The sequence below is a fragment of the Streptomyces sp. NPDC005791 genome, assembly GCF_042871485.1.
In the GTDB taxonomy this organism is placed as follows: Bacteria; Actinomycetota; Actinomycetes; order Streptomycetales; family Streptomycetaceae; genus Streptomyces.
This window is the reverse complement of record NZ_JBIAIP010000020.1, coordinates 16,171-40,999: the sequence shown is the minus strand read 5'-3', so window position 1 is coordinate 40,999 and position 24,829 is coordinate 16,171. Positions and strand designations below refer to the sequence as shown.

At 70.4% G+C, this 24,829-nt stretch carries 19 protein-coding genes and 1 pseudogene; 6 read left to right on the top strand and 14 right to left on the bottom strand.

All coding sequences use genetic code 11. The features are described from left to right. Positions 1–29: 29 nt before the first annotated feature. The 3 genes from ACFYSH_RS30370 (at position 30) to ssuE (ending at position 2,803) form a co-directional block, all read left to right on the top strand. Entirely contained in the window at positions 30–1,370 is a 1,341-nt protein-coding gene (locus ACFYSH_RS30370; RefSeq protein ID WP_359475922.1) for an NtaA/DmoA family FMN-dependent monooxygenase, read from the top strand. Between the two features lie 46 nt (positions 1,371–1,416). Further along, a complete protein-coding gene (locus ACFYSH_RS30365; RefSeq protein ID WP_388756598.1) occupies positions 1,417–2,181 on the top strand; it encodes an alpha/beta hydrolase in 765 nt (254 codons plus the stop codon). Between the two features lie 64 nt (positions 2,182–2,245). After that, the gene (gene ssuE / locus ACFYSH_RS30360; RefSeq protein WP_359475916.1) at positions 2,246–2,803 is read left to right on the top strand and encodes an NADPH-dependent FMN reductase; all 558 of its coding nucleotides are present in this window, start codon (positions 2,246–2,248) and stop codon (positions 2,801–2,803) included. 32 nt (positions 2,804–2,835) lie between these two features. Here the strand turns inward: ssuE and ACFYSH_RS30355 are convergent, their stop codons facing one another. Further along, positions 2,836–2,964: a hypothetical protein gene (locus tag ACFYSH_RS30355; RefSeq protein WP_388756595.1), complete on the bottom strand. Its 129-nt coding sequence runs from the start codon at positions 2,962–2,964 to the stop codon at positions 2,836–2,838. A 78-nt stretch (positions 2,965–3,042) separates the two neighbouring features. Then, entirely contained in the window at positions 3,043–4,458 is a 1,416-nt protein-coding gene (locus ACFYSH_RS30350; RefSeq protein ID WP_388756592.1) for a phytoene desaturase family protein, read from the bottom strand. Between the two features lie 86 nt (positions 4,459–4,544). On the opposite strand from ACFYSH_RS30350, the gene ACFYSH_RS30345 reads away from it, so the two are divergent. After that, positions 4,545–5,399 (top strand): nucleotidyltransferase domain-containing protein, encoded by an 855-nt coding sequence (locus ACFYSH_RS30345; protein WP_388756589.1) that lies wholly within the window; start codon positions 4,545–4,547, stop codon positions 5,397–5,399. On the opposite strand, the gene ACFYSH_RS30340 is transcribed toward ACFYSH_RS30345, so the two are convergent. The 11 genes and pseudogenes from ACFYSH_RS30340 to ACFYSH_RS30290 form a co-directional block, all read right to left on the bottom strand. Continuing rightward, on the bottom strand, positions 5,361–6,227 hold the full coding sequence (locus ACFYSH_RS30340) for an inositol monophosphatase family protein (protein WP_359475905.1): 867 nt from the start codon (positions 6,225–6,227) through the stop codon (positions 5,361–5,363). The genes ACFYSH_RS30345 and ACFYSH_RS30340 overlap by 39 nt on opposite strands. Positions 6,228–6,272: 45 nt before the next feature. Further along, positions 6,273–8,069, bottom strand: coding sequence for a gamma-glutamyltransferase family protein (locus ACFYSH_RS30335; protein ID WP_388756586.1), 1,797 nt, complete (start codon positions 8,067–8,069; stop codon positions 6,273–6,275). Between the two features lie 461 nt (positions 8,070–8,530). Continuing rightward, positions 8,531–9,036 (bottom strand): annotated as a pseudogene (locus ACFYSH_RS30330) (alcohol dehydrogenase catalytic domain-containing protein); the annotation flags it as partial. A gap of 62 nt (positions 9,037–9,098) precedes the next feature. Continuing rightward, positions 9,099–10,313, bottom strand: a complete 1,215-nt coding sequence (locus ACFYSH_RS30325; RefSeq protein WP_359475899.1) for a cytochrome P450 — start codon at positions 10,311–10,313, stop codon at positions 9,099–9,101. Between the two features lie 45 nt (positions 10,314–10,358). Beyond that, positions 10,359–11,345, bottom strand: coding sequence for a PDR/VanB family oxidoreductase (locus ACFYSH_RS30320; protein WP_359475896.1), 987 nt, complete (start codon positions 11,343–11,345; stop codon positions 10,359–10,361). A 99-nt stretch (positions 11,346–11,444) separates the two neighbouring features. Next, positions 11,445–12,227, bottom strand: coding sequence for an IclR family transcriptional regulator (locus ACFYSH_RS30315; protein ID WP_388756583.1), 783 nt, complete (start codon positions 12,225–12,227; stop codon positions 11,445–11,447). 230 nt (positions 12,228–12,457) lie between these two features. Further along, positions 12,458–14,893, bottom strand: a complete 2,436-nt coding sequence (locus tag ACFYSH_RS30310) for a glycoside hydrolase family 3 C-terminal domain-containing protein (RefSeq protein ID WP_388756580.1) — start codon at positions 14,891–14,893, stop codon at positions 12,458–12,460. A gap of 532 nt (positions 14,894–15,425) precedes the next feature. Beyond that, a complete protein-coding gene (locus tag ACFYSH_RS30305) occupies positions 15,426–18,020 on the bottom strand; it encodes a family 78 glycoside hydrolase catalytic domain (protein WP_359478490.1) in 2,595 nt (864 codons plus the stop codon). Positions 18,021–18,069: 49 nt separating this feature from the next. Further along, on the bottom strand, positions 18,070–18,975 hold the full coding sequence (locus tag ACFYSH_RS30300) for a carbohydrate ABC transporter permease (RefSeq protein WP_388756578.1): 906 nt from the start codon (positions 18,973–18,975) through the stop codon (positions 18,070–18,072). Between the two features lie 3 nt (positions 18,976–18,978). Continuing rightward, positions 18,979–19,863 (bottom strand): sugar ABC transporter permease, encoded by an 885-nt coding sequence (locus ACFYSH_RS30295; RefSeq protein WP_359478496.1) that lies wholly within the window; start codon positions 19,861–19,863, stop codon positions 18,979–18,981. Between the two features lie 111 nt (positions 19,864–19,974). Then, complete coding sequence (locus tag ACFYSH_RS30290; protein WP_359478499.1) at positions 19,975–21,291, bottom strand: extracellular solute-binding protein; 1,317 nt, start codon at positions 21,289–21,291, stop codon at positions 19,975–19,977. 249 nt (positions 21,292–21,540) lie between these two features. Between ACFYSH_RS30290 and ACFYSH_RS30285 the strand changes: the two genes are divergently transcribed. After that, positions 21,541–22,590 (top strand): LacI family DNA-binding transcriptional regulator, encoded by a 1,050-nt coding sequence (locus tag ACFYSH_RS30285; RefSeq protein ID WP_359478502.1) that lies wholly within the window; start codon positions 21,541–21,543, stop codon positions 22,588–22,590. Between the two features lie 3 nt (positions 22,591–22,593). Continuing rightward, positions 22,594–23,691, top strand: a complete 1,098-nt coding sequence (locus ACFYSH_RS30280; protein ID WP_388756574.1) for a LacI family DNA-binding transcriptional regulator — start codon at positions 22,594–22,596, stop codon at positions 23,689–23,691. A gap of 191 nt (positions 23,692–23,882) precedes the next feature. Here the strand turns inward: ACFYSH_RS30280 and ACFYSH_RS30275 are convergent, their stop codons facing one another. Then, on the bottom strand, positions 23,883–24,812 hold the full coding sequence (locus ACFYSH_RS30275) for a LysR family transcriptional regulator (RefSeq protein ID WP_388756572.1): 930 nt from the start codon (positions 24,810–24,812) through the stop codon (positions 23,883–23,885). Positions 24,813–24,829 lie beyond the last annotated feature (17 nt).

The window sequence follows — 24,829 nt, the reverse complement described above, 5'->3', positions numbered from 1 at the left end:
ACATCCAAGCACCACCGAGAGGAACACCCATGTCCCGCAGGATCCATCTCGCACTGCACCCGTACGGCGTCGGGGGGCCCGGCCAGCACGGCCTGTGGAAGGACCCGCTCGTCGCGAAGAACGCCAGCATCGACATCAACTACTACATCCAGCAGGCCCAGGCGGCCGAACACGCCCTCTTCGACGCGCTGTTCGTCGTCGACAGCCAGTTCATCAACTCCACCTACCCGTCGCACTACCTGAACCGGCTGGAACCGCTCACCCTGCTCTCCGCCGTCGCCACCCACACCAAGCACCTCGGCCTGGTCGGCACGGCGAGCTCGACGTACAACTCCCCGTTCAACCTGGCCCGCCGGTTCGCCTCCCTGGACCACATCAGCGGCGGACGCGCCGGCTGGAACGTGGTGACCAGCTTCGACACCGGGACGTCGAAGAACTACGGGCTCGACGAACACCTCGACTACGCCACCCGGTACGGCCGCGCCCTGGAGTTCGTCCAGGTCGCCCGCGGACTCTGGGACTCCTACGAGGACGACGCCTTCCCCGCCGACGTGGAGCGCGACGTCTTCCTGGACCCGTCCAGGCTGCACGCGCTGAATCACGTCGGGGAGCACTTCCAGGTCGCCGGTCCGCTCAACATCTCCCGCTCGGCGCAGGGACAGCCGGTCATCTTCCAGGCCGGGGTCTCCGCCGAGGGCCGCGACCTCGCCGCGCGCGTCGCCGAGGGCATCTACGCACCGGGCGGCACGCTTGAGTCGGCGCAGGAGTACTACGCCGACATCAAGAAGCGCACCGCGGCCTACGGACGCGACCCCGACCACATCAAGGTCTTCATCCACGGCGGCCCGATCGTCGGCGCGACCGACGAGGAGGCCCGGCGCCGGGAACGGGAGATCTTCGAGGAGGACAACGACTTCGCGAGCAACCTCGCACTCCTGGGCCGGTCCTTCGGCGCGTACGACTTCAGCGTGCACGACCTGGACGCACCGTTCCCCGACGTCGCCCACCTCGCGGAGAAGGGTGGCCGGACGGGCGCCGGGAGGATCATCGAGCGCGCGGAGGCAGAGAACCTGACGTTGCGTCAAGTGGCCGAGTCCGTGAGCGCGTTCCGCCGCTCGCCGTTCGTCGGGGCTCCGGAGACGGTCGCCGACACCATCGAGAAGTGGTCGGACGCCGGAACGCTGGACGGCATCAACCTGGCCTTCCGGAACAACGACGACCTCCACCGCTTCGTCGACGGCGTGGTGCCGCTCCTGCAGAAGCGCGGCCTGTTCCGGACCGAGTACGAGGCGGACACCCTGCGCGGCAACCTCGGGCTGCCCGTCCCCGCGAACCGCCACACCTCCGAGCGCGGGCTCGTGAACGACTGACGCGGTCCACGTAACCCCTGAACAGGCACGCACACGGAGGATCCAGATGACCGAGTACACCGACCACCACGCCGTCGAGGGACTTCGCACACGCGGCACCCTCGTCGTCGTGCCCGGCCGGGGCGAGACCCGGGCGACCTACACCCGGCTCGGCAGGCGGCTGGCCGCCGACGCCTACCGCGTCCGCGTGGTCGACGCCCCCGAGCTCGACGAGGGCGACCCGGCCGGTTCGCTGACCCGCTTCGGCGCCCGACTCGCCGCCACGGCCGAGGACTCGGGCGAGGACGGCGTCGTACGCCCCCTCGTTCTGGTGGGAGCGGACAGCGGAGCCGTCGCCGTCGCGGCGCTCCTCGGCCGGGAGGACGTACCGTCCGCCGCCCGGCCGGACGCCGTCGTCCTGGCGGCAATCCCCTCCGGCGGGGCCGCCTCCGTCGGCGGGTGGGAGGACGAACTCGACGTGCGTACCGCCTGCCCCGCCCACAGAGGGGCGCTCACCGAGGACACCGGGCTCCGGCGCGGGGCGCTCGACGAAGCGATACCGGAGGCTCTGCTCGCGGCGGCGTACGCCGGTGACATCGGCGTACCCACACTGCTCCTGACCGGCGACGCCGATCCGCTCGCGGACCGCGAGGCACTCGTACGTATGGCGAAGTCCCTTCCGCGGGCCCGTCTTTCGGTGGTGCGGGACGCACACCACGACGTCCTCAACGACGTGCAGCACCGCTCGGTGGCCGCGGAGATCGTCACCTTCCTGGAGACCCTGCGCAACGAACTGGTACCGGTCGTCACCGTCGTTTCGAGCGGGTGGTGAGCGCCGCCGCCCTCCGCCGTGTGCAACCGCACCGGCACCCCTGACCCGTAGAGAAAGGCTTCCCATGGCAACCATCTTGTCCGTCTCCGGCAGTCCCTCCGCCACCTCACGCACGGCACGACTCCTGCGCCACCTGGACGACCGGCTCCGGGACCAGGGTCACGACGTGACGCCGCTGGACGTGCGCACGCTGCCCGCCGAGGCGCTGCTGGGCGCCGACTTCCGGCACCCGGCTGTCGTCGAGGCCACGACGCTCTTCGAGGAGGCGGACGGGGTGGTCATAGGCACCCCCGTCTACAAGGCCGCCTACTCGGGCCTGCTGAAGACACTGCTGGACCTGCTCCCGCAGTACGCGCTGACCGGCAAGACCGTGCTGCCGCTGGCCACCGGGGGCAGCCCGGCCCATGTGCTGGCGATCGACTACGCGCTGCGCCCGGTGCTCAGCTCCATGGGCGCGGCGCACGTCGTCCCGGGCTGGTTCACCCTCGACAAGGACCTCACCGCCGGCGAGAACGGCACGCTGAGCGTGGCACCCGGCGCGGCGGAGGCTCTCGCCCAGGTCACCGACACCTTCTCCCGGCTGCTCGGCGGGCGTACGGCGGTGCTGGCGCCCACGGGCTGAGGACCGTCCGCGGCCGGGCCGGCCCGGTGCTGTCAGCCGTTGCCGGGCAGGGTTTCCGCCAGGGCGTCGGCCGCCCGCCGCGCCGTCTGCACGGGCGGGGCGTGGGGGGTGAGGATCCTGCGGGCCCCGATGTCGTACACGGGAGCGCCGTTGCTGCACACGGTCGTTCCGGTCAGGCCGTACGCAACCGGAGCCTCATCGCGGCATCGTAGCCCGGCGGCCACGGCTGCTTCCGCGACTCACGCCGCCCGCAGCCGCCGCCACACCGCCTTCGCCGCGTGGTGCCCCGACATGCCGTGCACACCGGGGCCCGGCGGGGTGGCCGAAGAGCAGAGGAAGACCGCGGGGTGCGCGGTGGCGTACGGCACCCGGGCGAGCTTGGGGCGGAGCACCGTCTGCAGCCCGGCGAACGCCCCGGTGGCGATGTCGCCGCCCACGTAGTTGGCGTTGCGTACGGCGAGCCGGGGCGGTCCGGCGACCGCGCGGGCCAGGACCAGGTCGCGGAAGCCCGGGGCGAACCGCTCCAGCTGCCGCTCGACGACCTCGGTGGCGTCCCCCTCCCAGCCGGAGGGGACATGCCCGTACACCCAGAAGACATGGCGGCCTTCGGGCGCGCGGGTCGGGTCGACGATGCTGGGCTGCGCGGTGATCAGGAAGGGCACATCGGGGTCAAGGCCGTCCACCGCTGCGCGCAGGGCCGCGTCGATCTCGCCGGCGGAGGGGCCGAGGTGGACCGTGCCGGCGCGACGGGCCTCCTCGGCCGTCCAGGGCACGGGCCCCGACAGCGCGTAGTCGATCTTGAAGCAGGAGGGGCCGTAACGGTAGCGGTCGTAGGCGCCGCCGAGCCTGGCGATCCGGGCGAGAGCGGTCGGTGAGGTGTCGAAGACGTACGCGCGGGCGGGTGGGAGCTCGTCGAGGCGTTTGACCTCGATCCCCGTGCGGATGGTGCCGCCCTGTTCCCGCAGGAAGGAGGCGAGGGCGTCGGAGATGGCCTGCGAGCCACCACGGGGCACCGGCCAGCCGTTCTCGTGCGCCGCGAGGGCGAAGAGCAGGGCGATACCACCGGTCGCGACGCCGCTCGCGGGCGCGATGGCGTGCCCGGCGAGGCCCGCGAGCAGCCCACGCGCCTTCTCCCCCCGGAAACGCCGGGAGAGCAGGGTGGCGGGCTGGATCGCTGCCAGTCCGAAGCGCGCGTAGCGGTGCGGGTCCTTGGGCAGGCCGTCCCACGGGGTGCGCAGGAAGTCCTCGGCGAGGGTGTCCCAGTGGCCCGTGAAGGGGGCCACGAGCCTGCGGTAGGCGCCCGCGTCCTCCGGGCCCAGCGACATGGCGGTCTCCCCGACGGACCGGGTGAGCACCGCGGCGGAGCCGTCGGGGAAGGGGTGGGCGAGCGACAGCGGCGCGTGGAGCCACTCGAGGCCGAGCCGGGCGAGCGGCATCGCTCGGAAGGCAGGCGATCCGATGCCCAGCGGGTGCACGGCGGAACACGGGTCGTGGAGGAAGCCGGGGAGCGTCAGCTCCTCCGTGCGGGCACCACCGCCGACGGTCTCCCCCGCTTCGAAGACCTCCACGGCGAGGCCGCGGCGGGCCAGCTCCACCGCGGCTGTCAGCCCGTTCGGGCCCGCCCCCACGACGACGGCATCCAGCATCGATGGCACCTTCGGACTCCTTCGTCAGCCGATGGCCAGGAAGCCCAGGATATTCGGGAGCGCCCGACACGGGACCCCGGGTAGCCTGCCGCCCGATGAACCACGCATGCGTGCCCTCTCCCGCCGTCGCCGCGATGGCCTCCCGGCTCGTCCGGCTGTCCGGTGTCGAGGCCGTCACCCTGGGTGGCAGTAGGGCCCGCGGCACCCACCGCCCCGATTCCGACTGGGACCTGGGCGTCTACTACCGGGGCGCCCCCGACCTGGCCGCCCTCACCGCACTGGCGTCCGAGGTCCAGGGCGCGCCGGCCGAGGTGGCGGGTCCCGGCGGCTGGGGTACCTGGGTGAACGGCGGGGCGTGGCTGACGGTGGACGGCGTCGCCGTCGACTGGATCCTGCGCGACCTCGACCGGGTGGAGTCGGTGTGGTCGGACTGCCGGGCGGGGCGCTTCGAGGTGGGGGCCCAGCCCGGCCACCCCTTGGGTTTCTGGTCCCCCTGCTACGTGGGGGAGGTCGCCCTCTGCCAGGTCATGGAGGACCCGCGCGGTGAGCTGACAGCGTTCCGGGAGATGACGCGCGCCTACCCCGAGCCGCTGCGCCGCGCGCTGACCGGCGCGGCGTGGGAGGCGGACTTCTCCGTGGCCGCCGCCCGCAAGTCGGCCCCGTCCGGGGACACGCTCCACGTCGCCCTCTGTCTGTCGAAGGCCTTCGGGGTCATCGCCCAGGCCCTGCACGCCCACCACCGTGTCTGGTGTCTCAACGAGAAGGGGGCGCTCGCTTCCGCCGCAGCTCTGGCGGACACCCCCGCGGACTTCGCGGACCGGGTGTCCGAGGCGCTGCGCGGTCTGGACACGGCCGCGGTGGCGACGGCGGCCGGTGTCGTCCGCGACGTACGGGCGGTGCTGGACGGCTCGTCAGGTCCCGGCGGGGCCCGGCTCCTGGCCGGTCCGTAGCGCCTGGAGGACCCGCTCCGCCGTCGCCCGGTCCCTGGCCGCGGTGAACGGCAGGTCGTTGCCGCCGGTGATGCGGTACGGGACGCCTGAGAGCGTCGACTGGGAGCCGCCCGCCTCGGTGACCAGGAGCAGGCCCGCCGCGTGGTCCCAGGCGAACTCCCAGTTGAAGGCGACCGCGTCCTGCGCGCCGCAGGCGATGGCGAGGTACTCCAGGCCCGCCGATCCGCAGGCGCGGGCGTCGATGCCGTCGGTCCGCAGGCCGAGCAGGGCGCGCTTCTGGGCGTCGGAGGTGTAGTCGGGGTGGGACATGGCCACCTTGAGCACCGCGCCGGGCGCGGGTGATCCGCTGTGCAGCGGCGCGCCGTTGAGTGTGGCGCCCCGGCCCTTCACGGCGACGGCCATCTCGTCGAGGACGGGGGCGTACGTCCATGAGGCGTACACCTCCCCGTGCAGGGCGAGGGCCACCAGGGTGCAGAAGCCGGGTTCGCCGTGGACGAACTGGCGGGTGCCGTCGACCGGGTCGACGATCCACACGGGTGCGTCGCCGCCGAGCGCGTCGTTGACCGAGGGGTCGGCGTGCACGGCTTCCTCTCCGACCACGGCCGAGCCGGGCAGCAGCCGGGTGAGGGAGGCGGTGAGGTGTTCCTCGGCCAGTCGGTCCGCGGCGGTGACCAGGTCGTGCGGGCCGCTCTTCTCGACGATCTCGTGGGCGGCCAGCTGCCGGTAGCGCGGCAGGATCTCGGCGGCGGCCGCCGCGCGGACCGCCGCTTCCACCTCGGCCGTCCGGCCGGCGTGCCCGGCGGTCCCGTACAGGAAGTCATCGATCATGACTCCAGCTAAGCACGGTCCACCGGGAACGCTCCGGGCAGGTGGTCAGCGGCCGACCGCGTAGCCCTGCATCCCCCGGGGATTGGCGGCGGCGGACAGGACACCGGTCTCAGGGTCCCTGGCGACGGCGCACATCCGGCCCTCGGACCACGGGTCCCCGACCGTGACGTCGTGGCCGCGGCGGCGGAGCTCGCCGACGACCTCCGGGTCCATGCCCCCCTCGACCGTGACGCTGCCCGGGCGCATCCCGCGTGGGAAGAAGGAGCCGGGGAAGCTGTCGTTGTGCCAGTTCGGGGCGTCGATGGCGCCCTGGAGGTCTAGCCCGCCGCGTACCGGGCCGCGGAGCGCCACAGCGAGGAAGAAGTGCAACTGCCACTGGTCCTGCTGGTCGCCGCCGGGCGTGCCGAAGGCCATGACGGGGACTCCGTCGCGCAGGGCGAGGGACGGGGTGAGTGTGGTGCGCGGGCGGCGGCCGGGCGTCAGCGTGTTCGGCAGGCCCTCGTCGAGCCAGGCCATCTGGAGCCGGGTGCCGAGCGGGAAGCCGAGCTCGGGCACGACCGGGTTGGACTGGAGCCAGCCGCCGCTGGGCGTGGCCGCGACCATGTTGCCCCAGCGGTCGACGATGTCGATGTGGCAGGTGTCGCCTCGGGTCGCGCCGTCCTCGGACACCGTCGGCTCGCCCGCCCCGGCCACCGGAATGCCCATGGCGTCGAAGCCGGAGGCGACGGCGTGGGCGTGCGCGCTGAGGACCGGGGTGCGGCCGTCGGGACTGCCGGGGCGCAGTTCCAGGGAGGCGGTGTCCTTGATCAGGGCGCGGCGCTCGTCGTTGTACGTGCCGGAGAGCAGGGTGTCGAGCGGTACGCCGGTGGCGTCGCCGTACCAGGCCTCGCGGTCGGCCATCGCGAGTTTGCAGCCCTCGATGAGCAGGTGGACGTAGTCGGCGGAGCCGTACGCCGGGAGCTCGGCGGGGAGGAGGGCCAGCTGCTGCAGGAAGGCGGGGCCCTGGCTCCAGCCGGCCGCCTTGGCCAGCGTCCAGCCGTTCCAGTCGTAGGTGACGGGCGCCTCGTACCTCGCGGACCAGTCCGCCAGGTCGGCGGCGGTGAGGGTGCCGGTGCGGCGGGTGCCGCTGGTGTCCATGGTGGGGACGGCGGCCTGGCGGACCAGCGCGTCGGCGATGAAGCCCGTGCGCCAGACGGCGCGGGCGGCGTCGATCTGCACGGCGCGGTCCTCGCCGCCCTCCTCCTCGGCCTCTGCCACCAGGCGGCGCCAGGTGGCGGCGAGGGCCGGGTTGCGGAAGAGGGTGCCGGGCTCGGGCGCCTTCCCGCCGGGGAGGTAGACCTCGGCGGACGTGGGCCACTCGCTCTCGAAGAGCGCGCGGACGGTCTCCACGGTCCGGCCGACGCGCTCGACGGGGGCGTGGCCGTCCTCGGCGTATCCGATCGCGTAGCGCAGGACCTCGGCGAGTGTCCTGGTCCCGTGGTCGCGCAGCAGCAGCATCCAGGCGTCGAAGGCGCCCGGTACCGCGGCGGCGAGCGGTCCGGTGCCGGGCACCAGCTCCAGACCGAGTGAGCGGTAGTGCGCGGCGGAGGCACCCGCGGGCGCCGGGCCCTGGCCGCACAGCACCTGTACGTCACCGTCCTTCGGCGCGAGGATCACCGGGACCTCGCCGGCCGGGCCGTTGAGGTGCGGCTCGACGACGTGCAGGACGAATCCGGCGGCGACGGCCGCGTCGTAGGCGTTGCCGCCGCCCTCCAGGACGGCCATCGCGGACTGCGAGGCGAGCCAGTGGGTGGAGGACACCATGCCGAAGGTGCCCTGGAGGGTCGGTCGGGTCGTGAACATCGCGCGTCACCTTGCTCTCTGTACGTGCCGAGCGGACCGATCACGGCTCACGATCGAGCCCGGGGAGAATCCGAGGAGTTCCGCCCTGCAAGGTCGTTCACCCGATCGTGATCAGGTGAACTCCGTGTTCCTCCATGCCGTGCCCACGTACGACATCACCCACATCGACACTGCGGACACCTACGGCCACGCACACCGTCGAACACCCGATCCATACGCCCTCTACCCGTATCCCGAGGGCTCATCGATCGCGACGGAGGTGGGGTGGGCGCGACCGCCTCCCCCAGGAGCGGCCGTAGACGCTGAACGTGCGCGAGGTGCTGACGTGTTCGACAGGGATGCCGGTCATGGGAACAGCACCACCGAGCGCAGGACGTCGCCCTTGTGCATGCGGGCGAAGGCGTCCTCGACCTCGTCGAGGGTGACGGTCTCACTGACGAAGGCGTCGAGGTCCAGGCGGGCGCCGCGCCGGCCAGCCGGGCACCGGCAACAGCCGCGTCGCCGACGCCGCCGCAGCCGATGACGGCCACGGTGTCGCCTCGCCCGACACCGCCGGTGTTGATCGCGGCACCGATCCCGGCCATCACCCCGCAGCCGAGCAGGCCGGCTGCGGCCGGGGAGGCGGCAGGGTGGACCTTGGTGCACTGCCCGGCGGCGACCAGCGTCTTCTCGGCGAAGGCGCCGATACCAAGGGCGGGGGACAGTTCGGTGCCGTGGATCAGAGTCATCTTCTGCTTCGCGTTGTGCGTGTCGAAGCAGTACTGCGGCCGGCCGCCTCGTGGCCGAGGAGGAACGGGAAGTCGTCTTCGATGCCACCGTCGCGGTAGTGGAGATCGGTGTGGCAGACGCCGCATGCCTGCACCTTCACCACCGCTTCTCCTGGGCCGGGGTCGGGTACGACGATCGTTTCGACGCGAACCGGCGCACCCTTGGCATGGGCGACGACACCGCGTACCTGCTGGGGCATGGAAGAAGGTCCCTTCGATGGGGTGTCCTGCGTGGGGAGGACCGCGGGATCGGTGGCTGTGGTCACTGAGCCGTTCGGATGCGCACGGGGATCGACGCCCAGGAGCGCAGGGTGTTGTTGAGGTGGCGCCGGGGCTCACCGCTGAGTTCGATGTGCCCGACGCGTCGGACCAGGGCGGTGAGCAGGGCTTCGGCTTCCAGCCGGGCGACGTGCTGGCCGACACACTGGTGGATGCCCATGCCGAAGCCGACGTGGCCGGAGGGATCGCGAGTGAGGTCGAAGCGGTCGGGGTCGCTCCAGCGGGCCGGGTCGCGGTTGGCGGCGCCGAGGAACATCAGGATCTTGCTGTCCTTGCGCACGCGGGTTCCCGCGATGTCGACGTCGGTGGTGGCGGTCCGGAAAAAGGTCTGCACCGGCGACTGCCAGCGCACCGCCTCGTCGAACGCCACGCGCGCGAGACCCGGGCGCGCACGGAGCCGCTGCCACTCCTCCGGGTGGGTGGCAAAGGCGTAGAGGGTCGCGGCCAGGCCGTGGACGGTCGTGTCGACACCGGCGGTGAGCAGCGAGCGCACGACCAGGGGCGCCTGGGCGTGAGTGAGGTCGCCTCGGTCGGCCGCGGCCCAGATGCGGGCGCCGAACCCGTCCCCGGCCAGTGCGCCGCGTGTGCACCGGGCGTTCACCCAGCCGGACAGTTCGGTCACCCGGTCGGCGTCGGCTGCGACCAGGTCGTTGCGGGGGCCGAACGCGTTGAAGGCCATGTTGCCGTAGGGGAGGAGGTTCTCCCGGCCGTCGGGTCCCAGGCCCACGGCGTCGGGGAAGACGCGCAGGGGAAATCGTTTGGCCAGCGTCTCGAAGGCGTCGAACTCCGTTCCGTAAGTCGCCAGTACGGCGTCGACGAGCTCGTCGGCCCGCATCTGCCACGTGTCGCGCAGCCTTCGCAGCGCGAGCGGGGAGAGAATCTCGCGCAGGACCCGGCGCGGGGCGTCGTGGTGGGGCGGATCGGCCTCCAGCAGCAGACTCGGAGGGCGCCATGGCTCCTCGTGTGTGAAGTCGGCCAGGCCGACACCGGCACCGGACCGAAAGGTCTGCCAGTCGACGAGGGCGGTCTGGACTTCCTGGTACCGGGCCAGGGCGTGGACGTCGTAGCGGGCGAGGCGGACGACCGGCCCTGCTCGGCGAAGCTGCTGGTGCAGGGCATCGGGCTGCCGCAGGTGCTCCGCGGCGAACGGGTCGGCATCGCTGGTGGGCGGTGATACGCGGGCGGCTGTACCGGTCATGGAGTCTCCAGCTGAGGCGGCGCGGTGGGGGTTCGGAGGTGCGGCTCAGAGATCGAGTACCAGGCGGGCCGAGCGGGACCGGGACACGCACGGCAGCATGCAGTCGCCGGCTGCCCGTTCGTCTTCGCTCAGAACGGCGTCCCGGTGGTCCGGCGTCCCTTCCGACACCGGGACGAGACAGGTTCCGCAGGTGCCCTGCTCGCAGGAGGACAGCACCTCGGCTCCGGCCCGGCGCACAGCGTGCAGCACAGAGACATCAGGCGTCACCGTCACCGTCCGGCCGGACCGGCCCAGTTCCACGTCGAAGGGCGTCCGGCGCACGGGCTCCGCCTGGCCGGCGGCGACGAAACGTTCCGTGCGCAGGCTGTGGGCCGGCCTGCCGGCGCATGCCTCCCGCAGCGCGTTCAGGAGCGGCGCCGGCCCACAGGCGTACACCTTGGTCCCGGTCGTCGGTGCACCGGCCAGGCATCCGGGCAGGTCCAGAAGGCCGCACTCGTCCTGAGGGCTGATGTGTACGCGACCGCCGTAGGCGTTCCGCAGGTCCTGCCAGAACGCCATCGAAGCGCGGGTGCGACCGCCGTACAGCAATTCCCATTCGATGTTCATGAGTTCCGCCTGGTGCATCATCGGTATCAGCGGTGTGATCCCGATGCCCCCCGCGATGAAGACGTACCTGTCGGCCGGTACGAGCGGGAAGTAGTTGTGCGTGCCCCCGATGCCGACCAGTTCGCCCGGCGCGAGGGAGTCGTGCACGTACGTCGATCCTCCGCGTCCGGCGGGTTCACGAAGGACGGCGACGCGGTAGGTGTAGGGATCCCAGCGGTCCCCGCACAGCGAGTACTGCCGGGTCGCCCCGTTGGGCAGGACCAGGTTGATGTGCGCACCGGGCGTCCAGTCCGGCAGCCGCGATCCGGCCGGGTGGGACAGGATCAGCCGTACGACGCCCTCGGCGACGAGTTCCTTGGCCTGCACCCTCAACGTCAGGGTGGAATGGGGTGTGCGCGCCCCGGCGAGCAGATTCCGTGCGACCACGTTGTCGCCTCCCTCTGTGAAGTGAAGGAAGGATGCTCGTGATCGGCGTCACGTCGCTGCCGCTTTCTCATTCAGTGAGAGACGGATGTGGAGCGGATGTCACACCTCTGACGCGGCACAACCCTCGTGCCCGCCGCCGCGCGCGCCCAGGGCGCGGGACAGGCCCCGGGCCGCCATCCGCACGACGGGAATGAGCGTCGTGGCGTCCCTGTCGTTGGGGACGATGACCGACAGTGCCGCCACCACGGCACCACCGGCGTCGCGCACCGGGGCGGCTATCCCGAGGGCCTCGGTGTGCACGTAACCGGGGCAGAAGGCATACCCCTGGCGGCGTACCTCGGCCATGATCGCCCGCAGCCGGGCCGGGGTGGCCGGGGTCGCGGGGGTGCAGGCGGTGAGCCGACCGGACAGGACGCGCTCCTTGAGGTCGGCGCGACCGTGTCCCAGGAGCACGAGGCCGCTGGACGAGACGTTCAGGGGCAGCCGACCGGCGATACGGGAGTAGTTGACCACCGCGCTCGGCGCTGAGAGGCGTTCGAGGAAGAGCACGTCGTCACTGTCGAGAACGCCGAGCTGCACATGGTGGCCCACCATGTCGTGCACGCCCTCCATGAACGGCATGGCGGCATCGCGCAGGGACGACGTCGGTGCGGCCCTGGTCACGAGTTCCCAGAGCCGGACCCCGATCCGCACCTTGCGATCGTCGTCGCGGCTCAGGAAGCCGTGCGCCACCAGTTCTCCGACGAGCCGGGACGTGGTCGCCACGTGCAGCCGTGCACGCCGCGCGATCTCCGACACGGACAGCGCCGGCTCCTCCTGGCTGAAGGCTTCGAAGATGCGTGCCGTCCGGGACAGGACCGACTCCTGGTGAGGGCTGTTCACGCTGCCCCTCGGGGTCTCTCGTTCGGATCAGGGAGCGGGGTCTGGTGGTGGGGGCACCTCCCATGCCGTCCAGGCTGTGGGAGAGTTCACGGGCGACCTGCCAACGGTCCGGCGGTTCGTGTCGACTCTGGCTGCGGGAAGCGTACTTGGCCTGGTCCCGTAGCAGAGGACGACGGCCGCTCCCTGCCCGGCTCGGCAGGGAGCGACCCTGGATGAGGCACCGCCCACGGTCAGCGGAGGGTCAGGCTTCGCTGTGCTGTCAGGTCGCGGGACGAATGTGCGGTGGCGATGGTGTACGAGCCCGGCGCGAGGACCCAACCACCCGACTTCCACACGGTCAGGTCCTGTGTCGGGATCGCGATGGTCAGCCGCTGTGAACCCGCCGCGTTCAGTGTGACCTTGCGGAAGGCGACCAGGCGACGTGGCTCCGCCGCTGCCGCACCGGGCAGAGTGACGTAGATCTGGACCACTTCGGTGCCTGTGCGTCGGCCCGTGTTGGTGACGTCGACGGAGAGGGTGACGCTCTTGGCTGCCTGGTCGTAGGTCGCTTCGAGGGAGCCGTGGGCGAAGGAGGTGTAGGACAGGCCGTGGCCGAAGGGGAAGCGGGGCTGCTGTCCCTTGGTGTCGTAGTAGCGGTAGCCGACGGCGATGCCCTCGTCGTAGGACACGGCGCCGTTCGTACCGGGGTAGGTCGCGAGGGTGGCGCCCGGTCCCTGGTTCGCGCCGGTGGGGAAGGTGACGGGGAGACGGCCGGAGGGATCGCTGTCGCCGAACAGGACTGCGGCGAGGGCGGTGCCCATGCCGCGGCCTCCGTACCATGTCTGGATCACCGCTCCCACGTCGTTGAGCCAGGGGGTGGCGACGGGGCCGTCGGTGTTGAGGACGACGATCGTGCGCGGGTTCGCGGCGGCCACAGCGGTGATGAGCTGGTTCTGATCCCCGGGCAGGTCGAGTCGCTCGTGGTCCATGGCCTCGCCGGCGACCCGGTTGACGAAGACGACGGCGGCGTCGGCCGCGCCTGCCGCCGTGACGGCGGCGGGGATGAGGGATTCGGGCTGCCAGCCCAGGGTCAGTCCGCAGGTCCCGGCCTCGGCCGTGGCGTTGGTGTAGGTCAGTTCGAGGCTGACCGCGCGGCCCGCGGTCAGCTGGGCGGTGCCCTGGAGCGGGTAGTCGAACGGTCCGAGGAAGAAGCGGCGCATCTGCCGGGTTCCGGAGACGACCGTGACGCCGTTGATCTTCAGTGTGGTCGTACCGGCGGACAGCAGGGAGAAGCGGTGCAGGCCGGTGGTGGTCGGCACGAGGGTGCCGGTCCACTTCGCCGACCAGACGGCGGGCAGATCCGCCGCGGGCGCGGTGGTGAAGTCCACGGTGGCGTCGTTCCTGGTCACGACTGGGGTGCCGGTGGCGTCGGCGCCCGCGAAGTACACGGCGGTCAGGCCGGGCTTGCCCGAGCTGTCGCGCAGGACGGTCGACGGCACCGCGGCCAGAGGCAGGTCTCCCTTCGTGCCCTGTGAGTGGGTGACCCTGACGGAGCTTCCGGCCCGGGTGCGGATGGCCTGCAGAGGGGTGGTCCAGGTGCCGGGATCGACGTAGGTGGATCCAGCGACACCGGTGAACACGTCGGTGTCGGCCGGGCCGATGACGGCCAGCGACTTCACCGAGGCGGGCAGCGGCAGGGCCGAGGAGCGGTTGGCGAGCAGGACCGTGGAGGCGATCGCGGCCTCGTGGGCGAGGTCCTGGTGTTCCTGTGTGCTGACGTTGCCGGCGGGAGCCGGGACGGGGCTGTCGAAGAGGCCGTTCGCGAACATCGTGACGAGGATGCGGCGCGCGGCGTCGTCCAGCCGCGCGCCCGGTATCGCGCCTGCCGTGAGTCCGCCCGCGGGGATCCTCACCGCGCCGGGGCCGAGTCCGGCGAGGTCCATTCCTGCCCGGGCGGCTGCGACCTGGTCGTCGCCGGCCCAGAAGTCCGGCACGGTGTAGCCCTGGAGTCCGAGGCCCTTCTTCAGGTGGTCGAACAGAGCAGGGTTCTGGGTCGCGAAGGTACCGTTGATCTTCGGGTAGGCCATCATCACCGACGTGGCCGGCGCGGCAGTCACCACACGGCGGAAGGGCGCCTCGTAGATCTCGTGCAGCGCTCGGTCGGCGACCTCGGTGTCGGTGAAGAAGCGGTTGGTCTCCTGGGTGTACGCGGCGAAGTGCTTGACGGTGGCCGCCACCTTCTGGCTCTGCATGCCGACCGTGACGGCCGCTCCGAGGTACCCGGCGAGCAGCGGGTCCTCCCCCATTGCCTCGGACTGACGTCCGAAGTGCCACGTCCGCGTCAGGTCGACGGTGGGGCCGAGCACGTTGTTGTACCCCTTGCCCCTGCCTTCCGCTCCGATGGCCTGGCCTATGCGGCCCACCAGATGCACGTCGAAGGTGGCCGCCTGAGCGACAGGGACAGGGAAGGCCGTCACCCCCTTCTCGCCCCGGAGGCCGGCGGACGCGTCGACCATCGTCAGGGCGGGGATACCCAGGTGGGCTACGGCCGCGAAGTCGCAGCGTACGAGGGCTTCTTTCTCCGTCGCCGACATCGTGGCCAGCAGGGCGTCGGCCCGGTCCTGTGGGACGGCGCCGGACGCGGCCACTGCCTGGTCGCTGACGACCGGGGCCGTACTCAGGGCCAACGCGGTGAAAGTGGCGGCAGAGACAAATCTTCTTCTGTTCACAGCGGCTCTCCGGATATATCGGCGACTGTCCAACACGCCGCCACGGGGGAATGGGGCCGGCCAAGAGGTCAGGTTCCTGGCCGGCCCCAGCTGACGGGGGACACCTTTATCGGCGCGTGATGCACATGTGAAATGCACCTTATTAATCGATGGATCGAGATAACTCTGCCGCATCCCACGACAGCGATCCGCGGCTCACATCGACGCCGACACGCGCAACGTTTCCCCAACATGCGGAAAACTATTGCCTGTTCATGCGCAGGTCAACCCTCCGGCACCACCTCTTCGAAGAAGCCGCCGACCAGGGTGAACAATCAATTGGATTGAAATTTTCAATCGAATGCAAAAAAGTCACCTCATCATCATTCTGCTGGATCCCGCCCATCCACGAGGGAAATGCAAAACGCACGCGGAGAACGGCCCTCCAACCCCGGACGGCCGGGCGCAGGAAGTACCTGCGCCCGGCCGTCCGGGGTGAGACTCACTTCTTTCAAACAGCGGCGCCGACGATCTGTGCAGTGTCGATGACGTGTTCACCCGGGTGCAGAGTGATCGGCTCGCAGGCAGGCAGCTCGACAACGGCCCGGCAGCCTTCGGGAACTGTGCAGCGGGCCGTCATACCGGTGGCGGTCACTTCCCATGACAAGGATGCGCTCCCGTAAGGCGTTTCGTGGCGGGTGCGGGCCCAGGTGATTCCACCGCCGGGCCGTGGACGGAAGGTGATGTCCCGGTAGCCGGGGGCCGTGGCGGTGATGCCGCCGACGACGCGGTGCAGCCAGTCGGCGACGGCCCCCAGGGCGTAGTGGTTGAAAGAGGTCATCCCGCCGGGATTGAGGCTGCCGTCGGGCCGCAGGCTGTCCCAGCGTTCCCATATGGTCGTGGCGCCCTGGGTCACGGTGTAGAGCCATGAGGGGCACTCGGTCTGCAGGAGGAGTCGGTAGGCGACGTCCAGGTGGCCGGTGTCGGTGAGTGCGTCACAGATGAGTGGCGTCCCGACGAAGCCGGTGGCGATCCGGGCCTCGTCCGCGAGGACGAGCTCGGCGAGCCGGTCCCCCGCGCTCTGCTTCTGCTGGGGGGCGAGCAGGCCGAAGGCGATGCCCAGGGCGTAGGCGGTGGGGCTGTCGCTGGTCATGCGGCCGGACGGCAGCACGTACCGGCGGCGGAAGGCTTCCCTCACCTCGTCGGCCAGGGCGGTGTACCGCTCGGCCTCCGCGGCGTCTCCCAACTCGGCTGCGGAGAGCGCGAGGTGGCGGGCGGAGTGGGCGAAGTAGGCAGTGGCGACGAGATACCGGTCGGTGCGGCCGGCCGCGGGGTCCTGGGGTGGAGCGGCGGGGTCGAGCCAGTCACCCAGCTGGAAGCCGGTGTCCCACACGCGGCTCGGTCCTGCGAGGCGTTCCATGAGGTCGACCCACTTCTTGGCCATGGGGTGGTGGCGGCGGAGGACGCCGATGTCGCCGAAGCGCTGGTACAGGGTCCAGGGGGTGAGCGTGGCGACGTCTCCCCACGCGGCACCGGGCTGGATCGGCGTCCACATCGGCTCACCCGGGATGACGGGCACGTACCAGGGGACGGTGCCGTCGGGGAGCTGTTCGAGGCCGACGTCGGTGAGCCAGGAGTCGAGCATGCCCGCGCAGTCGTAGAGGTAGCTGGCGGTGGGGGCGAAGACTTGGATGTCGCCGGTCCAGCCGAGGCGTTCGTCGCGCTGCGGGCAGTCGGTGGGGATGTCGACGAAGTTGCCGCGCATGCTCCAGACGACGTTCTCGTGCAGGCGGTTGACCAGTTCGTCGCTGCACTCGAACCAGCCGGTGCGGCGCATGTCCGTGTGGTGGACGCGGGCGGTCACCCGGTCCGGCTTCAGTTCGCCGGGCCAGCCCGTGACTTCCGCGTACCGGAAGCCGTGCAGCGTGAAGCGGGGTTCCCAGGTGAGCGGGCCCCGCCCGGACAGGACCAGGGTGTCGGTGGCGTACGCCTCGCGCAGGGGGCGGGTGGCCAGATCGCCGTCCTGGAGGACCTCGGCGTGGCGGAGGGTGATGACGGTGCCGGCCGGTCCGTCGGCCGTGACGCTGAGGCGGCCCACCAGGTTCTGCCCGAAGTCGAGGATGTGCCGCCCGTCCTCGGTGCGGGTGACGGAGACCGCAGCGATCTCCTCGGTGCAGCGCACCGGTGGCCCCATCGGTGCGACGAGGGTTCCGGGGTCGCGACGGCCGGTGCGTACGGGTGTCCATTCTTCGGATGCGGTGCGCGACGGTGTGCACCAGTCCGGGTCGTGCAGCCGGGCGTCGAACGTCTCACCTTCGTAGAGACCGCTGGTCAGGATGGGGCCCGGGGCCGCGCTCCAGGTGGCGTCCGTGGCGACGACGAGTGTGGTGCCGTCGCGGTATGTCACCTCCAGTTGCGCGATGAGGGCCTGGTCGGTGCCGTAGATGTTGCGGGTGCCACCGTCGAAGCCGTACTTGCCGCGGTACCAGCCGTCACCGAGCCACGCCCCGATGGTGTTGGCGCCCTCGATGAGGTGTGCGGTGACGTCGTGGGTGCGGTAGCGCAGGCGCTCGGGGTACACCGTCCAGCCCGGGGCAAGCGTCTCGTCGCCGACTCGGCGGCCGTTGATCTCCGCCTCGTACAAACCGTGCGCCGAGACGTACAGACGGGCGTGGGCCAGGGGCCGGTCGAGCTCGAAGTCCTGACGGACCCGGGCCGGGCGGCGCTCGGCCTCCGGGTCCTCGTCCCATCCGGCGCCCACGGGGACCGCCTGCCAGTCGGCGGGGTCCAGGAGGCCGGCTTCGACGGCCCGGGGTTCGCTCCACGCCGACGGGTCCTCGGCATCCGGGGTCCAGACACGGACCCGGACGGTCGCGCGTTCACGGGAGGCGAGCGGCTCGCCCGGCCAGGGCGCCAGTACGTGGCCCTGGTCCTCGACACGTCCTGTGCGACGGACGGTACCTGAGCGGTCGACTTCCAGTTCGTATGCCCGCTGTCGACCGGTGCCTGCTGGGAGTGTCCAGGTGAGGCGGGGGGCGGCGGCTCCGACGCCGAGACCGTCCGGAAGGTGCTCGACGGATACCGGGGAGGGCTGAGGGGAAAGCACAGGGGACCTTTCTTGCACGTGCGGGAGTGAACGCGGTGGTGGGCGGGGGTCAGCCCTTGACCGCTCCCGAAGTGAGGCCCTTCATGACCTTCTGGTTCAGGAAGAGATAGATCAGGAGAGTGCCGAAGACGTTGATGCAGATGGCCGCGAACAGAGGGCCGTACTGGGTGGCACCGAAGTCACCGGTGAAGTTGAGCAGACCGACCTGGATGGTGCGCAGGTCCTGGTTGTTCGTGAAGGTCAGCGCGATGAGCAGGTCGTTCCAGATGAAGAAGAACTGGACCAGACCGACGGTGAGCAGGGCGTTGCGGACCATGGGAACGCTGATGGTCCAGAAGGCGCGCAGGATTCCGGCCCCGTCGATGGTGGCGGCTTCGAACAGCTCGCGGGGGACGGCTCGGTAGTAGGTGGCCATCATGAAGACGGTCAGCGGAAGACCCGTGCCCGTGTAGGTGAGGATCAGCGGCCACAGCGTGCCCGACAGGCCGGTCTGGAAGTAGACGGTGAACAGGGGCAGAAGGATCATCTGCGGGGGCACCATCATGCCCGCGAGGAAGATCAGCAAGGTGAGGCTGCGGCCCTTCCACACCATGACCTGCAGGGCGAAGCCGGCAGCTGTGCCGAGGAGCAGGATCAGGGCCAGTGCCGGGATGACGGCGAGCAGACTGTTCTGGATGTACAGCCCGATGTTGCCCGTGGTCCACGCCTCGGAGTAGTTGCCCCACTCCCACGTCGTGGGCAGGCTCCAGGTGGAGTTGTTCAGGTAGTCGTCGTTCGACTTGAGTGAGGTCAGGAACATCCAGATCAACGGGTACAGCTCGGCGACCAGCAGGAGCGCGACGACGACCTTCACCCACAGCCGGCTGCCCGTGCGACTCCCTCGGCGAGCGGCGCCGCCGGTTGCTCCCCGGCCCGGGCGGCTCACAGAGGTCTTCGCAGGTGTGTCGATGGCCATGGCTCAGCCCTCCGTGAGGTCGCGCCGCGAGACGCGGTAGACGACCAGGCTCACCATCAGGCACACCACGGTCAGCAGCAGCGCGATGGTGCTGCCGTAGCCGTAGTCGCTGTAGGTGAACGACGTCTGGAACATGTACAGGGTCAGCGGGGTCGTACCGTTGCCGGGCCCACCGTTGGTCAGCGCGATGATGGAGTCGAAGGCCTTCAGCGTTCCGTTGACGCTGAAGATCAACGACGACAGCAGCACGGGAAGGGACAGGGGCAGCACGATGTGGCGGACCAGTCTGAGTCCTGTCGCTCCGTCCAGGCGGGCCGATTCGAGGACCTCGTCGGGGATGTCGACCAGCCCGGCGAAGAGCAGGACGGCGTAGAAGCCCATGGAACGCCAGATGTCCATGACGATCAGCACCCAGAAAGCGCTGCCGGCGCTGCCGAAGAAGTCGATCGAGTCGACGCCGACCGCGTTGAGCAGGGAGTTGACCGGGCCGGTCTGCGGAGCGACTTGGAAGAACTTCTGGAAGAGCAGGCCGACGGCGACGGTGGGGAGCACCACGGGGAAGAAGACGAGCGTCCGTATGAGGGCCGACGCGCGCTTGAGGAAGAAGACGTACAGCAGGGCGAGCAGGTAACCCGCGATGACCTGACCGGCGGTCACGACCAGGGCGTACTCGAGGGTGAACCAGAGGGCGTCCCGGACGGCTTCGTCGGTGAACAGGCGCTGGAAGTTGTCCAGCCCGTTACCGGTGAAGCCGTCGATGGTGTTGCCCGTGGTGAAGGAGTAGCCCAGTGACCACACCATCGGGACCAGCATGATCAGGGAGTAGACGAGGAGAGCGGGACCGAGCAGGATCAGGATGGCCCTGCGGTCACCTAGGACGCGGTGCATGAATGGTGTCCACTTCGTTTCCGTGAAAGAGACCTGCCGTACGGGACCGGGGGCGGCGCACACGGGGGCGTGCGGGGCGTGCGAGAAGGCCGGTGGGCCGCCCCCGGCCGGTCACTGGGCGGTCAGGGCGTCCTGCACGGTCTGCATGAACTTCTGCGGGGCCATGCTGCCGCTGACCAGGGAGGCGGCGTTGGTCTGGCTGATCGTGGTGGCCTTGGTGCCGAACAGGGCCTCGAACCACAGCACGTTCTGCTCGGACGCGCCGATGGTGTCCCTGACCTGCGTGGTGACCTCGTTGGCGTCCTGGACGTCGTCGTTGACCTTGAATCCGGAAATGGCGCCCTGGTCCTTCAGCACGGTCGCGCCGTAGTTCTTCGCGATGCAGGCGGTCCAGTCACCCGTCTTGTCGTCGAAGGACTTCCGCGCGAGAGTGATGCCCAGACCGACGTTGGAGGGGTACTGGCCGATCGCGCCCTTGCCTCCGGCCACCGCGGGGAAGGGCATGAACCCGATGTTCTCGGCGCCGACCTTGTTCTGCTCGGCGTCGGAGATGTTGGTCAGCGCCCAGCTGCCCATGTAGAACATGGCGGCCTTGCCGCTGAGGAACTGGTTGATCGCCGTGTCGTAGTCGATGGAACCGAGTCCCTTGCCGAAGTAGCCCTTCTTGCCGAGTGCGGCGACTTCCTCGGCGGCCTTGACGTACTCGGGGTCGGTCAGCGCGGCCTTGCCGTCGGCGACCTTCTCGAGCGCGTCGGGACCGAGGCTGCGGTAGAGGTACCCGCTGATGAGGCGGGTGAGGGGCCAGCCCTGCTGCCCGGACGCGGAGAACGGCTGCACGCCCTTGCTCTCGAGCTCGGCGGAGGCGTCGACCAGGGCGTCCCATGTTGCGGGCTCGGAGAGGCCGTTCTCACTGAACAGCTTCTTGTTGTAGAAGATGCCCTCGATGTTGTACTCGTACGGGAGTACCGCGAGCTTGCCGTCGTACAGCGCCTTGACCGTCGAGACGGCGGCGGGCTCGATCTGGTCCAGGACGCCGAGTCGCTTCAGCTCCTTCTCCAGGTCGGCGATCTTTCCGGACCCTTCGAGCTGGTTCGTGAGCGCCGGGGCGTTGCCCGCGGCGAACTGCACCGGCAGCGCGTCCTGCCCGGCCAGGAGCTGGAGCTTCTGGTCGAGGCTCGCCTGCGGAACCGTCTCGGTCTTCAGCGGCAGCGCCTTGTTCTCCGCCTTGCACGCACCTTCGGACAAGGTGGTCAGTGCCGTCTTGACCGCAGTGTTCTCCGTGACGCTGAGGTAGCTGAAGTCCTTCGGCGCGGACGAGGAACCGGAGCCTGTGCCGCCGCAGGCAGTGGCCAGGAGCGCCAGGGAGGCGGTCGCGGCGGTGAACAGGCTCAGGCGTGCACGGTGGGCACGGGACATACGAGGGGACACGGAAGACTCCCGAGAAGTATGGAGAGGAAGCGAGGGCCGGGAGCGGCACGAAGGGCAACGGACGGACCCTGCCGCGAGGAGACGTGTAAAACGTTCTCTACTAAGATTGGGCAACACCCTGCACCTCCCCCACGGTCCCGTCAAGACACAGAGAAGTAACTCTGACGCCTTCAGGCGGAACACTTGACGACACACGGGGTCCTCGGTGTAGACCGTTACACTCACGACTACAGATCCGGAGCGCTGACGATGGACCGGGCTGCGACACCCAGGCAGAACAAACGTGTAACCATCACCGACGTCGCCCGCCATGCCGGCGTATCCACCGCCGCGGTCTCCAAGGTGATGCGCAACGCCTACGGCGTGAGCCCTGCCATGCGGGAGAAGGTCAGGGCGGCCATCGCCGAACTCGGCTACCGGCCGCACGCGGCGGCACGCGGCATGCGCGGCCGGACCTACACGATCGGTGTGCTGCTGGACAACGTGCGCAACGCCTTCTTCGCCGACATCCTCGACGGCATCCAGGACGAACTCCGCGACAGCGAGTACACCGTACTGATCGGCGCGGCTGGATTCTCGCCGGAGGAACAGGCCAGGACCATTCGCTCCATGGTCGACCGTCAGATGGACGGCCTGATCCTCATCGCCCCGGGGACCTCCCGCGACGAGGTGCTGGCCACGGCCGCGGTGACGCCGACCGTGGTCCTCGGTCATCACGACAGCTCCGACACCCACGACTCGGTGGTCGACGCGGACGATGTCGGGGCCGGACTGGTCGTGGACCGCCTGGTCTCGCTCGGCCACCGCGACATCACCCTGGTCTCGGCCCCCGGCACCAGGGCCAACCGGTGGAAGCGCACCCCAGAGATCGTGCTGACCGCCGGCTATCTCGAAGCCATGGAACGGCACGGACTCTCCGAGCACGCACGCGTGCTGCACGCCGCTTACTCCGACGACGGCGGATTCAAGGCGGGAATGACCCTGCTGACGGCGGAACACCGGCCGACCGCTGTCATGACCGGTGCAGACGTCGCGGCTCTGGGCATCTACCGCGCGGCGTACGAACTCGGCCTGCGTATCCCCGAGGACCTCTCGCTCGTGGGCTACAACAACACAGCCCTCGCCGCCTTGGCCCCCGTGCAGCTCACCAGCGTCGACCAGGCCGGACACACCATGGGCTCCACCGCCGCCCGCATGCTCATCGAGCGGGTCGAAGGCCGGCGGGACCGGGCCATGCAGACGACGATGACCCCACGCCTCGTGCAACGCGGCAGCACCGCAGCACCAGGGAGCCGTTGAACGATGGCCGGAGGGACGCCCTTGATCATCCCGGCACGGGAACGCGGGCTGGATGCACACACGGTTCGGGGCGCCGCAGCGCGCCTCAGAGTGGGCATCAAGGACGTCGCACGCGAGGCCGGCGTGTCGCTCGGCACCGTCTCGAACGTGCTCAACCGCCCTGGGATCGTCGCCGAGTCGACGCGTCGGCGTGTCCTCGACGTGATCGACTCGATCGGCTACGTACGAACCGAAGGGGCCCGCCAGTTGCACGGTCTGGCCTCCCGCGTCATCGCCCTCCTGGGCCTCGACCCGGCCGGCCCCTCGTTCACGGCGCTGACTACCGGTATCGGGCAGGCCGCCCGCGAGGCAGACCTCGGCGTCATGGTGTGCACCGGCGCAAGCGACCCCGCGGAGGAGGACCGGCACCTCGCGCTGCTCACCTCCCACCGAGTCCGCGGGGCCGTGCTGACCTCCGGCGACGGAGTGGAGCGAACCGTGGCCGCGCTCCGACGACACGCACTGCCCTTCGTCGTGGCCGACCAGTACACGCCCGAACCCGCCGCGTGCTCCGTGGGGATCGACGACGTCGCGGGGGGATATGCGGCGGTCCGCCACCTGCTCGAGCGAGGGCACCGCGATGTCGTCTACGTCGGCGGCCCCGACCGGCTCGCCCCGATCCGGGACAGGCGTACAGGCGCACGCAGAGCCGTCAACCGGTCCGGACTCCCCTCGGCCTCCCTGTACGAGCTGGCGTGCTCGGCCCCGACGGTGAGCGCGGGCAACGACGCCGGGCACCGCATCCTCGGCCTGCCGGTCCGGCCGACCGCCGTGTTCTGCGCCGACGACCTGCTCGCTCTGGGAGTGATGCAAGCCCTGTACGAGGCCGGGTTGAGGGTGCCGGACGACGTCGCGATGGTCGGCTACGACGACCTCGAGTTCGCCGCGTCCGCCGTCGTGCCGCTGACCACGGTGCGGCGGCCGGCCGTCGCCATGGGACGACAGGCCGGCCGCCTTCTCATCGGGGACACGGCGCATGACGCCGGTCACGAGCATGCCCACGTCGTGCTGCAGCCGGAACTGGTCGTACGCCGCTCCACCTTGACAGCGCCGGTGCGGTGACCTCGAGGGGCAGGACCGCTCTGGAGCATGGTGCGGGAGGGGGCCGGCGTCCGGCGAGCGAGGAGACAGTGATGTGACACGACCATGCGGTGCCCTTGATGGCCTGCCCAGTCCCGCCGTGATCCGAAGGTCGGATGCCGCGGATCCATTCCGTGGATGCCGTCGCTTCGGTCCAGTGCCGCGGTGACCCGTCAGGACGGCCCCGGCTTCTCGTTCGCGTCGGCCATCCGCCTGCCGACCCGGGCGGCCGTCTCACGCAACCAGATGTGTGCGGCGTCGTGGGTGTGCACGGGGTGCCACCACATCGCCTCCTGCAGCGGCACCGCTTCGTAGGGCGGATCCAGTACCCGCACGGCGGCGAGCGGGGCCAGCAGGCGGGCGAGTCGGGCCTGGACCAGGGCGATGCGCCGGGTGCCGGCCACCAGCAGCGGCAGCAGCTGGAAGCTGTCGACGGAGACCTCCACGCGGGGTTCGATGCCGAGCATGCCGAGCTGGCGCACGGCGGGGGCGTCGTAGGTGCGCTGGTAGGTGACCCACGGCAGCCGGGCCAGGTCCTGGCGGGTGAGCCGGCCCTCCACACTCGGATGGTCGTCCGCGACGAGGAAGACCCAGCTGTCCTGGTAGAGGTCGGTGGCGGGGAAGTCGCTGACGACGCCGTGCGGCATGAGCAGGCCGTCGGTGGTGCTCAGCAGCGTGGCCGTGTCGTCGATCACGGTGGTCGGGGGCTGGGTGAAGCGCAGCCGGATGCCGGGGGCCTCCTCGTGCATGACCCGGGCGAGTTCGGTGCCGAACACGGCGACCGCGTAGTCGGATGCGAGCAGCTTGAACTCGCGACTCTCACTGGCCGGGTCGAAGTCGGCCTGGCTGGCGAACAGGCGCTCCAGTACGTCGTACGCGGTCGAGGTGCGGTCGAGGAGGACCTGCCCGAGGGCGGTGAGTTCGTAGTGGCCGCCCACCCGGGCGAGCAGGTCGTCGTCGAAGTGCCGCCGCAGCCGGGCCAGGGCCGCGCTCATGGCGGGCTGACTGAGCCCGACACGCTGCCCGGCACGCGTGACGTTGCGCTCCTCCAACAGAGAACGCAGCGCCACGACGAGGTTGAGGTCCAGACGGGACAGATTCACGGGCTTTCCCCTTGCGA

Bases quoted from the DNA above. Each gene is read 5' to 3' on its own strand.
- ACFYSH_RS30295 (WP_359478496.1), bottom strand. From the start codon at position 19,863: ATGCACCGCGTCCTAGGTGACCGCAGGGCCATCCTGATCCTGCTCGGT.
- ACFYSH_RS30285 (WP_359478502.1), top strand. From the start codon at position 21,541: ATGGACCGGGCTGCGACACCCAGGCAGAACAAACGTGTAACCATCACC.
- ACFYSH_RS30325 (WP_359475899.1), bottom strand. From the start codon at position 10,313: ATGACCGGTACAGCCGCCCGCGTATCACCGCCCACCAGCGATGCCGAC.
- ACFYSH_RS30370 (WP_359475922.1), top strand. From the start codon at position 30: ATGTCCCGCAGGATCCATCTCGCACTGCACCCGTACGGCGTCGGGGGG.
- ACFYSH_RS30280 (WP_388756574.1), top strand. From the start codon at position 22,594: ATGGCCGGAGGGACGCCCTTGATCATCCCGGCACGGGAACGCGGGCTG.
- ssuE (WP_359475916.1), top strand. From the start codon at position 2,246: ATGGCAACCATCTTGTCCGTCTCCGGCAGTCCCTCCGCCACCTCACGC.
- ACFYSH_RS30340 (WP_359475905.1), bottom strand. From the start codon at position 6,227: ATGATCGATGACTTCCTGTACGGGACCGCCGGGCACGCCGGCCGGACG.
- ACFYSH_RS30345 (WP_388756589.1), top strand. From the start codon at position 4,545: ATGAACCACGCATGCGTGCCCTCTCCCGCCGTCGCCGCGATGGCCTCC.
- ACFYSH_RS30300 (WP_388756578.1), bottom strand. From the start codon at position 18,975: ATGGCCATCGACACACCTGCGAAGACCTCTGTGAGCCGCCCGGGCCGG.
- ACFYSH_RS30365 (WP_388756598.1), top strand. From the start codon at position 1,417: ATGACCGAGTACACCGACCACCACGCCGTCGAGGGACTTCGCACACGC.
- ACFYSH_RS30335 (WP_388756586.1), bottom strand. From the start codon at position 8,069: ATGTTCACGACCCGACCGACCCTCCAGGGCACCTTCGGCATGGTGTCC.